12 protein-coding genes are annotated in these 14,198 nt (G+C 38.7%); 2 read left to right on the top strand and 10 right to left on the bottom strand.

What is annotated here, in order from left to right; genetic code table 11:
- Nucleotides 1-179 precede the first annotated feature (179 nt).
- Nucleotides 180-1,676 (bottom strand): glycosyl hydrolase family 57, encoded by a 1,497-nt coding sequence (locus V7L20_RS14430; protein WP_334744743.1) that lies wholly within the window; start codon nucleotides 1,674-1,676, stop codon nucleotides 180-182.
- A gap of 580 nt (nucleotides 1,677-2,256) precedes the next feature.
- On the opposite strand from V7L20_RS14430, the gene V7L20_RS14425 reads away from it, so the two are divergent.
- On the top strand, nucleotides 2,257-3,381 hold the full coding sequence (locus V7L20_RS14425) for a ScyD/ScyE family protein (protein WP_334744742.1): 1,125 nt from the start codon (nucleotides 2,257-2,259) through the stop codon (nucleotides 3,379-3,381).
- Nucleotides 3,382-3,527: 146 nt separating this feature from the next.
- Here V7L20_RS14425 and V7L20_RS14420 read toward each other — a convergent pair whose 3' ends face one another.
- The 8 genes from V7L20_RS14420 to V7L20_RS14385 all read right to left on the bottom strand — a co-directional run bounded on the left by V7L20_RS14420 (nucleotide 3,528) and on the right by V7L20_RS14385 (nucleotide 10,301).
- On the bottom strand, nucleotides 3,528-4,349 hold the full coding sequence (locus tag V7L20_RS14420; RefSeq protein ID WP_334744741.1) for an SDR family NAD(P)-dependent oxidoreductase: 822 nt from the start codon (nucleotides 4,347-4,349) through the stop codon (nucleotides 3,528-3,530).
- A 1,190-nt stretch (nucleotides 4,350-5,539) separates the two neighbouring features.
- Nucleotides 5,540-7,684 carry a peptidase domain-containing ABC transporter gene (locus tag V7L20_RS14415; protein WP_334744740.1) on the bottom strand — a complete coding sequence of 715 codons (2,145 nt, stop codon included), beginning with the start codon at nucleotides 7,682-7,684 and terminating at the stop codon, nucleotides 5,540-5,542.
- A 224-nt stretch (nucleotides 7,685-7,908) separates the two neighbouring features.
- A complete protein-coding gene (locus V7L20_RS14410; RefSeq protein ID WP_334744739.1) occupies nucleotides 7,909-8,181 on the bottom strand; it encodes a hypothetical protein in 273 nt (90 codons plus the stop codon).
- 650 nt (nucleotides 8,182-8,831) lie between these two features.
- Nucleotides 8,832-9,077, bottom strand: a complete 246-nt coding sequence (locus tag V7L20_RS14405; RefSeq protein ID WP_334744738.1) for a hypothetical protein — start codon at nucleotides 9,075-9,077, stop codon at nucleotides 8,832-8,834.
- Nucleotides 9,078-9,144: 67 nt separating this feature from the next.
- The gene (locus tag V7L20_RS14400; protein ID WP_334744737.1) at nucleotides 9,145-9,387 is read right to left on the bottom strand and encodes a hypothetical protein; all 243 of its coding nucleotides are present in this window, start codon (nucleotides 9,385-9,387) and stop codon (nucleotides 9,145-9,147) included.
- A gap of 66 nt (nucleotides 9,388-9,453) precedes the next feature.
- Nucleotides 9,454-9,687, bottom strand: a complete 234-nt coding sequence (locus tag V7L20_RS14395) for a hypothetical protein (RefSeq protein ID WP_334744736.1) — start codon at nucleotides 9,685-9,687, stop codon at nucleotides 9,454-9,456.
- 67 nt (nucleotides 9,688-9,754) lie between these two features.
- Nucleotides 9,755-10,003, bottom strand: coding sequence for a hypothetical protein (locus V7L20_RS14390; protein ID WP_334744735.1), 249 nt, complete (start codon nucleotides 10,001-10,003; stop codon nucleotides 9,755-9,757).
- 67 nt (nucleotides 10,004-10,070) lie between these two features.
- Nucleotides 10,071-10,301: a hypothetical protein gene (locus tag V7L20_RS14385; RefSeq protein ID WP_334744734.1), complete on the bottom strand. Its 231-nt coding sequence runs from the start codon at nucleotides 10,299-10,301 to the stop codon at nucleotides 10,071-10,073.
- Between the two features lie 954 nt (nucleotides 10,302-11,255).
- Between V7L20_RS14385 and V7L20_RS14380 the strand changes: the two genes are divergently transcribed.
- A complete protein-coding gene (locus tag V7L20_RS14380) occupies nucleotides 11,256-12,590 on the top strand; it encodes an HlyD family efflux transporter periplasmic adaptor subunit (protein WP_334744733.1) in 1,335 nt (444 codons plus the stop codon).
- 102 nt (nucleotides 12,591-12,692) lie between these two features.
- Here the strand turns inward: V7L20_RS14380 and V7L20_RS14375 are convergent, their stop codons facing one another.
- A complete protein-coding gene (locus V7L20_RS14375) occupies nucleotides 12,693-13,361 on the bottom strand; it encodes a hypothetical protein (protein WP_334744732.1) in 669 nt (222 codons plus the stop codon).
- Nucleotides 13,362-14,198 lie beyond the last annotated feature (837 nt).

Below are 14,198 nucleotides of genomic sequence, written 5' to 3'. Positions count from 1 at the left end.
TACGTCTTGCTAGGCTAAAGCAATTTTTCACAAAGCCAAGCATATCGATACATAAATAGGGAACAATGCGGTTTTGTGAGATGGATAAGCAGAAAAGACAGGGGAAGAGAAAATTACTCAACAATAACTTTCTTTGTTCCTCTGCCTATAAAGCAATACGTTAGTTTCCAGTCCCCAGTTCAATTTATCTGTAATAAATTTTTGCCACGTTGATAAATTTCCCGCGCATAATCAGTCCAAGCACCTTGTCCCCAATAACGAAAACAACTGGTTTGCAACAAAAGGTTATGTAAAAGAACGTTACGGTAATGAGATTGTCTGGTAACAGGTTCTGTTGAGTCAAATTGCTGTAATGGCTCAAATTTTTGATGGAATAAACTGCTTAGTTGATACATAGGTGATAACACATTTTCATATCCTTTTACCCAACTAATATGATTTGTCCACGAGGCTCCATCCAAATGAAAATTAGAGTTTATTTGCTTTAATTCTTGAATGGTATTCTCTACAGCTTCAGGTTGGCAATTGTCTGGTAAAACTCGCTCCCAAATCTGATGTTGTCCCACTGGCTGACAAGTTGGATAGTCTTCAGGTTTGCATCCAGCAGCTTCGATTAATTCTAAATATTCTGTACCACACATCCCGACTACGCCTGATTTACCTCCACCGTTATTGACCATATCCCACCAAGCTTGTTTAAAAGCGCTAGGAAATTCATTCATCATTACGCCACCATTTTCACCATCTCCAATTTGGCTAACTATTGGTGGTACAAAAACACTGCCAATTTGTTGTTTTGATAAGGTTTTTGCTTCATAATAAGGCTGCATTTGTGCAACTAATTTTGTATCCGAACCTTGGGTTTTAATTAAGGCTGTAATGCTAATTGTTTCGCCTTGAGAATTGCGGGCAATCAAACGATGTGGTAAATGTTTGTGGGTAAGAGATTGACCGCTAATTGTTTCTACAGAATGTTCTTGAACAAGTAACCAGCGATATCCGCATTCTTTCAGGGCTTTCACAAATTCAAAAAGAGCATCAGGGTGATTTGGTAGGTGCATTTCTGGGGGCGAAAATCCTTTAATTCGGGCTAATGCTTCCCAACCAAAAATTGCCGCAAAGTGATGTTGCCATGCGATAATATGCAATTTAATATCTGCTATGGGTGTGGAAGGAATAACTGCATGGCCCCACATTGTACCCAGCCACTCTACATAAGGTTGGTAGGTGCGATCGCAAGTGATGCGTTTGAGATTATCGAGAACATCACCGCGTCCCATTTGCCGCAGTCCCCACAGAAGATTACCTGAGTAATCCAACATCACACGGGGATTGCAACCTTGATTTACAAGTTCGGGGATAAAATCTCCCATGCGGCTGTAACAATATACAAAAGGATCTGCATTGTGATTATCCCCTTCATGAGGATGTTCAAACATATATTGCAGATTGCTGATCAGTGTACCACCATTTCCTGCCGGTATAGTTGGCTGGTGCATGTGTAAGGCGATCGCAAACACAGCATTTACGTCTTCTAAGCGGATGTTTGTTGTTGGTAAAAATACTGGCTGATTATGGTTAACTACAGAGAGAACCTCTGTTTCCCAACCAGATATATTTGGCAAGCCATCAATGATTTCGGGCAAAGGAGTCAGGGTTGTGGGGAAGGAAAGCATTTCTGATTGCTCCGAAACAAGGTATGTCTAATTATGCGATCCCATAGCAATTTCTGATCTACAACTTTATCTATTGATGCAAACTGTGATCGCTTTGTAGTCTTGCAATATCTGTGTAATTCAATAGTTTAGATATCCCACTTATATAAAAAATGTTTGAAACTATACAGCAATTCTATTTAATTTGTTGCTATAGGCATACAAATGTACGCCTTTACAGCCAATTCATTATGTTGCAAAGATTTTTATAAATGGTATGATACGACTCAAATAAGTTTCTAAGTTTGAATCTGTTGTCCTCTTTTAGAGAATTGGTATAAGTCTTAAAAAATTAAAAAATTTTCAAACTTTTTTGATTAGCTAATTTTGCAATAAATAGACTTTTACGGAAAGTTATAACTCAGTCTGTACAAGGATTTTAAAGGTTGGTTATATGTCTTAATTCAACATAAAAATAAGGATTTGGCACAATTGATTATGTTATAAAATTTGCCTAGACTATACACAGTAAATATTATGATTTATCAAGATAAAATTTTATATTCTATCTTTACGCAAATTTAATTTATGGAGATATCTAATGAAACTAAAGCAATTTGGAATTACATTTTTGAGTGTTTGTATTGCTACTTTTTCAGGAATAAAAGCAGCAGAAGCGGCATCATTTTCAGTAATTGCCGACGATCTTAATAGTCCACGGGGTCTAACTTTTGGCCCTGACGGCAGTCTCTATGTCACAGAGGCAGGAACAGGCAAAAGTGGAGCTTGTGTTCCTTCACCGAGCGCCGAAGGTCAATCTTTATGTTATGGCACAACTGGTGCAGTGACAAAAATTGGAAATGGTACACAAGAACGTGTACTTACAGGACTTCTTTCTTTAGCATTACCAGATGGTACTGATACTGCTGGACCTCATGATATCAAATTTGATGCTACTGGCAAACCTTATATTGCAGTTGGGTATGCTTCTAATCCCACATTTCGGGCCAGATTAGGTAACACTGACTTAGGAAAAATCATCACTGCTAATTTCAATACAAATTCCTGGACTAGTGTGGCTGATTTAGCTAATTATGAACTTGTAAATAATCCCGATGGAGGCGATCTAATTAGCAATCCCTTCTCTCTTCTTTTAGATGGAAATAAGATTGTTGCAGTTGATACTGGTGCTAATAAATTACTCAGCGTAAATACTGATGTAAGTAATTTAAAGGCGATCGCTACAATTCCCCGCCAGACATTAACTAATCCAGTTTTTTCCTCTGGTGCATCGTCATCGCCATTTGAAATCCAAGCAGTGCCCACAAATATCGCTAAAGGCCCAGATGGCGCTTATTATATTAGCCAATTAACTGGTTTTCCTTTTCCAGAAGGTAAAGCAAAAATTTACCGAGTTGGTGCTGATGATAAACCAACAGTTTATGCCGATGGCTTTACTCAACTTACTGACTTAGATTTTGATAGTCAGGGTAATTTATATGCTTTGCAATACGATAATCAGTCACTCTGGAAAGGTAATCTAGATGGTTCTGTAATTAAAATAGCCAGGGATGGAACTCGCACAACTATTCTTAATGGCAATGGATTAGAGTCTCCTACTGCTTTGACTATTGGTGCTGATGATGCTATTTACGTGACAAACCGAGGCGATGGCCCAGGACAAGGACAAGTTATCAAAATTGAGAATTCCAAGTCTAGTTCCTGAATCTACTTCTACTTTCAGCTTACTAGCATTTCTTGGCACTGTGAGCCTTACTTTTTTGCACAAGGGTAAAGCCAAAGGACTGAAGGTTTTGGAGAAGTTTGTTCAGAAGTGCTGAGTCAGCGATCGCCTTCGGTGTCTCCCCTTCTCTACGAGACGCTACGCGAAGGGATAAGTTTTTCAATCAGCCGTTGTCTTTTTGGTGCTGGTGGTGTTGCTATTCGTAAAATTAGCTCTAACAACCAAGGGGTAAGGCGTTGACACAACACGGCTAAATGACTTTGCCATCCGACTAAGATTTCTGATGAATCATTCTGCATTCCGGTGACGAGTGCTTTAGCCACTTGCTGGGGAGTCATGGGGATCACCCAGCGAAATAATTTTAAGTCGCGCACCATATCTGTGTCTGTCAGGGAAGGCAGTAATGCAATTACTCGGATATTGTGTTCAGCTAGTTCCTGGCGCAAGGCTTGGGTAAATCCTAAGATGGCAAACTTGGTTGCTGAGTATGTCGCCATCGTTGGTGCAGCTACTTTCCCCATCAGGCTCGATACATTGACAATTGTCCCTTGTCTTTGGCTGGCCATGCGTCGAGCAATCAAACTAGTGAGGTTGTACATTCCTAACAAGTTCACAGAGAGTTCTTCTTGAACTTGGGGCATTTTAGATTGCAAAAATGAGCTTTGATATGCAACTCCTGCACAATTAACCAGCAGGTGAATCTGTCCATAATTGCGCCACAGTTGGGCAACAGCGATATTTACTTCAATTGTCTGCGTCAAATCTAAGGGCACGATCGCAGTTTCAGTTCCCATTGTCTCAATTTCGTTAGCTACCTCGACTAACTTTTGGCGATCACGTGCTATCAATATCATCTGTTTGATGCCTTGTTGCGCTAATTCGAGGGCGATCGCTCGTCCAATTCCACGCGAAGCCCCTGTAATCAGAGCAACTTTACCTTGAATCTCCATTGGTTTTATCCTCCAAAATCTTAGCCTTACCAAACTCTTCTTATTCTTGACCAACACAATCAAGAGCTATTTGCTTGTCAGCACAAGGTAAGACAAATAATTAATTGCAATTGAAATCAAACTGAAACTAAGCCTTTAACAACGAGATATTTCTTGGTTAATCTGCAATCCCTCATAATTGTCTATATGAGGCAGAAATTTATCGTTTTTAACCTGTCAAAGCCTAACAGACTTGGCTGAATCCATATAGCTCATAATTTTACTTCTCCTAGATTCAGAGCGATCATCAGCATCGTTGTCATACACACGTTAGCAATTAAATCAAGCTATTGCAATATTCTTTAATCAGATTTTCTTAATACTTCTTAACGACAGGTATATATATGGAAAATATTTTATTAAATAAGTTTTTATGAATCTCTAAGTATAAATATCTTACTTTCCTGACAATTAAGCCCTGTTTTGAAAAATTGGAGTATCTCAGCCATAGCTAAGAAATAAAAAAAACATATAAATAAAATTTATATATGAAAAAGCCTGGCTTATCTGCTAGCCTGCATAATTTAATCAGTATATTTACGTATATAAGTAAAATCAAGGTTTATAATTTTAATGTTTTAAATAATAGAAGAAAGAGAGTTAAATTATTGTTTTTAATGCAAATTATTACGGTATATTTATATCCAAAAACTTTAATAAAAATAACAACTTGTTCGGCTTTAGCTTTGAGTTCATCAAAGGAATGCTTGAGACTTGCCTGGTGTCTGACAATTCATGCCATGTGGAAAAGCTAACAATTAACCTAACCCCCTTCCCGACCCAATACTGCGTAGGTTTTGAAATATTTGTAGGTTGGGGGTGAGAGTCAAACCTGGAAAGTTCGCCAAATTTAGCTTATACGTTAAGTTGACACTTATGGGCAATGCCCATTGGTGTCAACTTAAGCTAAAAATCGTTTATCTGTTGACTTCCACGCCTGACCAGAAATGAATTTCAAAGGCTTATAGCTAAAGCCCACTCAAGTGGACTGAATTGATTACTTAGTCCACTTGGTGGACTTCAGCAATCAGCCCTGAACTAAAGTTCAAGGCTGGATGTCGGTGAGTGTGACTGGATTTTTAAGCACTGAAGTGCTTACTACCAACTCATCAAGTTTAATCAAACAGACCACTAGTTAAAACTGTAAGTAATTAAGGAGTTAAAAAGTCTAAATGGTTTCCTGGTTGGGCACGCAAATCTTCTACTGTCCCCTGAATTTGCAACTTGCCTTGATTGAGCAAAACAATCCAATCAGCACGGGTAATTACTCTAGGACGGTGGCTAATCAAGATTGTGGTTTTACCTTTGCGGTGGAACAACAGTTTATCTAAAACTTGAGCTTCACTAACTGGATCAAGTCCAGCAGTTGATTCGTCTAAAATCAAGATTGGTGGATCGTTAACAATAGCTCTTGCTAAAGCTAGTCTTTGCCGTTGTCCACCAGAAATATTTGACCCAAATTCACCTAATACAGTTTGATATTTTTCAGGTAGTCTACTAATAAAATCATCTGCCTCAGCAATTTGGCAAGCCTTGACAATTTGATCAAAGGTGAGGTGAGGAGAACCTAAGCGGAAGTTTTCAATAATCGTGCGACTCCAAAAATGAGCGTCTTGAGGAACTAAAGCAACTTGTTGCCGCAAACAATCAAGAGCTAGGTCTTGCATATTATAAATTCCAAACCGAATATTGCCAGAATTAGGTGTATATAATCCGGCTATTAATTTAGCAAGAGAACTTTTTCCACAGCCGGATGTACCAATTAGGGCAACAACTTTACTACCAGGAATTGTCAAGGAAAAATCTTCCAGTAGCTCTAGCCTGCCAGCGTAGTGAAAGTTTAGGTTTTTGCAAATAATATCAGCATCACTAGGAATTTTAGCAAAGGGTTTGGTACTATCGCTGGCAGTTTCAGGTGTGGAATCGATAACTTCTGTTAAGCGTTCTGTGGCAGTTTTGGCACGCGTGAATTCATCTATAAATCCAATCACAGCACCGATTAATGCCAAAAAATTCCCATTCATCCCGTTAAATGCCAGCAGTTGACCGATGCTGAGTTCCTTACTAATAACTAGGGTGCTGCCGAAACCAATTAAACTAACGCTGCCAATAGCATAAACTAACCCAGAAAAGGTACTATTAATAATTCCAATCTGAACTGTGCGAAATGTTATGTTTGAGAGCCGACCAAATCTGTTCTGAAATTCTTCCCAAAATTGAGGAGCAGCAGCAGTACTTTTGAGTGTCAGCGCTCCTTTAAAGCTTTCAACGAGAACACCCTGGTTTTCTGCGTCTAAGACCAACATACTTCTGATTTTTTGTTGAAGTGTAGGCAAGAAAACCACCGTAGATGAACTCATGATAATAGCAACAACGACGGCAACAACGGTAAGTTTCCAGCTATAGAACACCATGAAACCTAAAGAAATCAGCCCTATAAATAATTGGCTAGGCAGACTAATAACTGCTTGAGCAACTAGCTGATTAATTTGTTGAATATCTTGTAATCTGCTAACAATTTCGCCACTGCGACGTGATTCATAGTAAGCCAGAGGCAGCCGCAAGATTGCCCTGCCAAATTCTAGAACTAGCCCTAACTCAAGCCGTTGGGCAAAATTAGCAATCAGGTTAGATTGAACTAATTGCAAACTACTTCCCACCAAATTCATCACTACAACCGCAATAATCACACCAATAAGAAGCTGGGTATCACCTCGAACTAGTACATCATCCGTTAGAATTTGAAGCAGGAAAGGAGACGTTAACGAAAGCAGACCGATAACTATAGCGCAGAGAAAAGCCTCGAATATTATGCCTCCATAAGGCAATGCCCGCCGCGCAAAGCGCCAAAGACCATTGACTTTATCATCGGGTTGAGCATAAAAGCGAACCGAATCTGGCTCTAGTAACAGCATGACTTGATCTGACCAAGCCTCCGTTAATTCATTTCTAGAAACATAACGGATGTTAAAGGCTGGGTCAGCAATTACATATTTTTTGCCTTTCTGACCATACAAAACAACCCAGTGGTAGCCTTTCCAATGAATGATTGCTGGCAGTGGTGCTTGGTTCATTCGGTCTAATATTTCTTTTGATGCCCTGACCGAACGCGCATTGAAACCAAGTGCCTCTGCTCCTCGTCTCAATCCCAACAATGTTGTTCCAAGTTGGCCAGTGCCTACCGCTTCCCGGATGCGATTTAGTGTAAAGTTACGGCGATAATGTTTGGCAACGGAAGCAAGACAAGCAGCTCCACAATCTTCTTCACTATGTTGTGCAACAACTTGGTATTTCATTTCAGACTCCAGTACCCAATAGCATCGTGAAAAAACTTAAAAAAATAGCAGGGTTTCGTCCCTGCGTGGTTAATAATTTTACCAACAGTTTAATTTTACTAAGTAACTGGGCAAAAAGAAATCAAACTATGTTATACAATGTAAAATTTATCAAATTTACTAGTAGTAAGCGGCTCCAACCGCTTACTACAAAACTTTAATTATTCAGGCTCGCTTACTTATCACTACCAATCAAATTCTAATAGAGAGGGTAGGTTTATTCCTAGACTCTTTAATAGTCCTGACACTGAACTTGTTTTTACTTTGATATTTTTCTTTTTCCAAACATTTACAGTTGATTGGACTGTTTGTTTCTTTGCTCCTTTTTTAACATTTGTGACTTTAGTAACTATATTATAAGAATTATAAGAAACCATGTGGTTTTCACCACCACACAGGGTTACTTCTTGATCTTCAGTCAGGGAGATGAACATTGGGAAGATTTGAGTGCTTTTCATAATTCTAACTTAATATCTGAGGCTAATTACAAGTTTTCAACTTGATGGGAAGATGCATTAATTGAAAGATAATGAGAGCTAACACGTACCAAAATCAAAATGGCTATATCTTTATTTGCTATTTTTTGCAAGCTAATAAATTTTGATCAATATTCCTCTTTAATCACTCTCGAATGAGAACAATTAGGGCTAAATGCCAAAAGTCAGATGTAGCTAGGGATTAAATGATTGTATATTGATACAAACCCCGAAACTAAGGCAAATAAACATAACCCTAAATCTAAAATCCTTTTAGATTTTACTCTGTAGAAAGATTAAACATGGATATGAGCAATTTCTGAAATAGCAGCGCTTAGTTCTCTACTTAATTGTTCAAGGTGAGCAGTGTCTTTAGGAAAAGTATTAATTAAGCCTATCAACAATTGCCTAATAGGAACCGTTGATAGACTTTGTTAACTTTGTTCAACAAAAGTATGCGGTAAGAATAAACGTAATGTTAAAATAACTGCGATAAGCGACAAAGCTAGTGTCTTGCCAGAAAGCAAACTACTCTGTTGGAGCAGGTTAGTTTGTTAAGACACTTTACCTGAGTAAAGACGCGGTTAATCGGGTCTTTACGTTTATTCTTTTTATTCGACTAAACCTCAGTTCTACACTGAGATCACGTTCGCAGCTGTTTGGGTCAGATCACCCTTAACGTCACCTTCGTTAACATTAGCGGCGGTTTGTGTAACGTCCAGCTTAATGTTCAGAACAAGATTGGGGAGAGGGGGCTTGGGGGTGGTGGCAGGGGGGGTGGTGGTTGCAGGGGGGGTGGCAGGCTTCTTCTTCTTCCAACCACCAGACAAACTAGCTTCTTCGGTAGCGGTTAATGTAGTGAACAATGTGCTTTGCATAATCTGAGTTTTCCCTTGATTGTTGATGTGTTTGCGTTTATTCTTTCCCTTGGACTAAACCTCAGTTCTACACTGAGATCTGGTTCACAGCTGTTTGGGTCAGGTCACCCTTAACGTCACCAGTGTTAACATTAACGGCGGTTTGTGTAATGTCCAGCTTAACCTTCAGAGTAATAGTACTGGGAGTGGGGGTGGTGGGCTTGGCAGGGGGCTTGGCAGGGGGCTTGGCGGGGGGCTTCTTCTTCCAATGACCACCAGATAAACTAGCTTCTTCGGTAGCGGTTAATGTAGTGAACAATGTGCTTTGCATAATCTGAGTTTTCCCTTGATTGTTGATGTGTTTACGTTTATTCTTTCCCTTCGACTAAACTCAGTTCTACACTTTGATCTGGTTCACAGCTGTTTGGGTCAGGTCACCCTTAACCTTACCAGTGTTAACATTAACGGCGGTTTGTGTAATGATCGCAGCCAAGTTCACAGTAATTGTAGGAGGAGCAGGGGGGGTGGCGGGGGGAGTGGTGGTAGGGGGGGTAGTGGTCTTCTTCTTATGACCACCAGACAAACTAGCTTCTTCGGTAGCGGTTAATGTAGTAAACAATGTGCTTTGCATAATCTGAGTTTTCCCTTGATTGTTGATGTGTTTACGTTTATTCTTTCTATTCGACTAAACTTCAGTTCTACACTTTGATCTGGTTCACAGCTGTTTGGGTCAGATCACCCTTAACGTAACCAGTGTTAACATTAACGGCGGTTTGTGTAATGATCGCAGCCAAGTTCACAGTAATTGTAGGAGGAGCAGGGGGGGTGGCGGGGGGAGTGGTGGCAGGGGGAGTGGTGGCAGGGGGGGTAGTGGTCTTCTTCTTATGACCACCAGACAAACTAGCTTCTTCGGTAGCGGTTAATGTAGTGAACAATGTGCTTTGCATAATCTGAGTTTTCCCTTGATTGTTGATGTGTTTACGTTTATTCTTTTTATTCGACTAAACTTCAGTTCTACACTTTGATCTGGTTCACAGCTGTTTGGGTCAGGTCACCCTTAACGTAACCAGTGTTAACATTAACGGCGATTTGTGTAACGATCGCACCCAAGTTTATAGTAATCTTAGGAGTAGCGGGGGTGGTAGGGGTAGTGGGCTTGGCTGGGGGGGTGGGCTTCTTCTTATGACCACCAGACAAACTAGCTTCTTCGGTAACGGTTAATGTAGTGAATAATGTGCTTGTCATAATCTTGGTTCTCGCTTGATTGTTGAGGTTAAAATCGCGTCACTTCAAAGTAATAAATATAAACATTTAAAGAGTATCTTTAATTACTTTTTCGTTCCGCTAAAAGTATTATACGACTCTTGCTCTAAAGGTCAAGTAACTAATTTTTTAAGAAATATGTATTACACCTCTTTTAAAAAATACTACATAGTTCTTCTTTATACAAATTTAAATAGAAAAAATTTTAATTATTAAACAATCGCACGCGTCAATATTCATATTCATATAAATATCGCGAACTAAAAGATGTATTTTTGGTAAAAATACATAAGTTAGACATATTAAGTATTAATACTGGAAAATAACGCAAATGCAGGGAATTTAAGAATACGGCTAAGTAAATATTAATATTTTTATACATAAACCACTTAAATCAGCTTATAACAAGTAAAGCTGGGATTCTGCATTTTTTAATTAAGTATATTTACGCAAAAAGCTTATTTATTGAATTTTTATATACAAATCTAATTTAAATAAATATAAATTAATTTAATATAAAACAGCGTTAATTTACTTAATTTTTTATAATTGAGAAAAAGTTATAAAAAAGTTTTAGCTATTATATCATTTTCTTTATAAAAAAGTAAAGAAAACATGAACTTTTAAATAGAAATTATAAAGATTTGATGTTCGTAATAAAATGTCTAATTGTTGTTTAAACTTAGCTGTATATAAACCTTGTATTTACATACTAACTATATACAGGTAAGGGACTTATCAGTAATAAAAGCAAAAGCTGTCGCTTTAACCCTGAAAGGCGAAAACGCCAAAATTATGAGATTTTTGGCAAAAATCTTCTTGCAATAGAAAAGAGCTTTTATTTTTTTGTATTTCCCTAAATCTTGATCGTCACGCTAACGCTAGGTAGATTTTTTTGCTAGATTATTTACGGAACCAAAATGTTTTTTAGCATTCATGCTCATTGACCCTCAACCAGACTTTCTCCGCCTAGTCCAAAACGACGAATATCTTCCCTCAGTCAGTATATGGACAAGGTTAGGAGGAATATTTTTAATTGGAAGTGTTGGCGCTGCCTTCAGCCTTGCCAGTGTATTTCAATACAACATAATAGTAAAAGCTGATGCTACTGTCCGCCCAACCGGAGAGATCCGGTTAGTGCAGGCAGCATCTGAAGGAACGGTGACAAGCATCAAAGTGAAAGAAAATCAGGTTGTGAAAAAGGGAGATACGATCGCCCTGATCGACAACTCTCAATTGCAAACTAAAAAAAGCCAACTACTCGGAACTATCGAACAGAATCAGTTACAACGAGCGCAAATTGATGCACAACTAAAAGCGTTAGAAAATCAAATGGCTGCTGAGTCTAATGCAATGAGGCAGGCGATCACATCCGCCAAAGCAGACTTGAGCCGCAACAAAAGAGATTATCAAGATCGGCAAATCACTAGTCTGGCACAAGTAAAAGAATTAGAAGCTGGTGTTGAATTAGCTAGACAGCAACTGAAGGGATATGAGCAACTGGGAAATACAGGGGCGATCGCTGATCTCGAAATTAAAGAAAAAGAACAAGCTTTTAAAGCTGCTACTGCTAGACTCGATAACGCTAAAGCTGCACTCAATCCCAGCAATGCGAATGTGGCGATCGCACAAGAACGTATTTCCCAAGAGTTGACAAAGGGTGAGTCTACTATTGCTCAATTGAACAAAGAGAAAGAAGAACTCATCAGGCGTCAAGTTGAAATCCAAAACCAAATTAGCAGCGCTCAACAAGAACTTAAACAAGTTTTTATGGAACTGCAAAAAACTGTAATTCGTACCTCTGAGGGCGGTACAATTCTCCAACTAGTATTAAGAAATACTGGACAAGTTGTCCGTGTTGGAGATGCGATCACTCAAATTGCTCCCAACGCTGCCCCTTTTGTAATTAAAGCTCGTGTTGCTTCCTCAGATATTAGCAAAGTGCAGGTGTGTAAAGTCGCACAAGTAGCAAAATGTTCACAGGGGCAAGTACAAATGCGGGTTTCTGCTTATCCGTATCCAGATTATGGCATCCTCAAAGGTGCTGTCAGAAGCATTAGTGCCGATGCCATAACATCTCAAGGTAACGGCAACATTCCAATTGCGCCTTACTATGAGGTGACAATTGAGCCAGAGAAACTTTATTTAAAAAGAAGCGATAAATCATATCCTATTAAAGCAGGGATGGAAGTTACAGCTGAAATCATTTCCAAAAAAGAAACTCTACTGACATTTATTCTGAGAAAAGCAAGACTGCTAACGGATGTGTAAATTCCTTGCTGTATTTTACGTCATTGAGAACGACCATAATAATTCAAAATTCACACATTGTTCGCCCAGCGTCTTGTAGACAAGAGAGTTACATAAGGGAATTTAAACCCAGACTGTAACTTTCTTCCTGCAGGGTAACTGAGCAAAGTCAAAGCCATCGAAACTCCCAATCAATAATTGTTTAATTTTATATTCTTCAGCCAAATTGACAAGCATATCTACCAAGGCTGTAAAAAGTTCAAAAATTTTATTAACGCAGGCAGGAGGCAGAGGGCAGTTTTTCTCCTGCCTTGCTCTATAAATGGGATTTACTTGAAAAGTTCGGTGATATAGTTCATAAATTATTTGTCTACAAATAGTTGTTAAAGAGTCGGTGAAATTTAAAAATAAGTTAAAAGCCAAGTATTTAAAATCTTTTAATAACCACATCAAATAATTCTTTTCTTCACAGATTTGTTTGTTAAAAATATATAGCGGTTCTAGTTTACTTGAGATACATCCGTAGAGGCGCGGTACTGCCGTGCCCCTAAACCTTGCGCTATCTTGTACTGTACCTAAACGGTAACCGCTATATTGAATTGGGTTAACTGTTGCTTCTTCTAAACAAACAAATTTGTTAAAATCTCCATATTTAATTACAAAAACTGCAAAATAAGCAGCAAAATATAATCTTTGTATAAAAGCAATGCTTTTATTTATTAAAAACTCAAATAAGGGTAATTGAGCAAATTTAGCTGATTTTTTTTCAATTAATGCAAACACTTTTTTCATGTTGAACTTTCACTTACAATCATTAATTGTTTACTATTGAAGTTCGTCAAGCACTAGTACAGCAGGCGGGGAAATAAATAAGCTATTAAGCATTTAAGCAAGCACATTGAGGCTACAGGGGGTAGTTCTTGCTGGAAGGAAGGGAGAAGGTTTGCAGCTTTTTTTGACAATGAAAATAGTGCAACTTGTAGGCGGGACAGCTTAAACATACCATTTAAAATGGCGTAAGAGCTTGGAATATAATCATGCATGACTTTTGAGAATTAGTTGCTATCCTGCCTTAACCCTAAGAGCTAACAAGTCGGCATCGCCACAGCGCACTGGCTTTTTTTGACTTCCACCTTGTGGTTAAACCGATTTACTTTACGTTAGGCACATAAGGTTTTATGCAGAGTCAGCCAATTGTTTACGAAAGTTCATAAAAAAATCCTGTCTGATAAGTGGACAGTGTAGGTCTGTTGACTTATCAGTTCCGGCTTATAGTTTTATGCACAGCCAGCCAATTCTTTACAAAAGTTTATAAACCGAGTTAAAGTCAGCGTTTTGTGACGAGGATTTAGACCCCAACACAAAACGTAATTGCGTAAAGCCTGCGGCATAGCTGCGCTTAGAGCGAAGCGGGGCGTAGCAAGAGTGCAAATTGGTTTAAACCTCACCCCAACCCTCTTCTTACCAAGGCTACCGTGTATACACAAGTCTTAAAATTACACCTCATACTATTTCACAAAAAATATGATCCGAATGTAGTAGCGCGGCAAGCTTAAAATATTGGGTAAAGAGGCTAGGGACGACTACCGAATGAACCCCAACAAGTACATCGTCAATCTCAGTGAAGCA

Origin of the sequence: Nostoc sp., from assembly GCF_036916735.1 — a bacterium.
Classification (GTDB): Bacteria; Cyanobacteriota; Cyanobacteriia; order Cyanobacteriales; family Nostocaceae; genus Nostoc.
The sequence above is the reverse complement of the archived record's forward strand: the minus strand, read 5'-3'. Positions and strand labels throughout refer to the sequence as shown.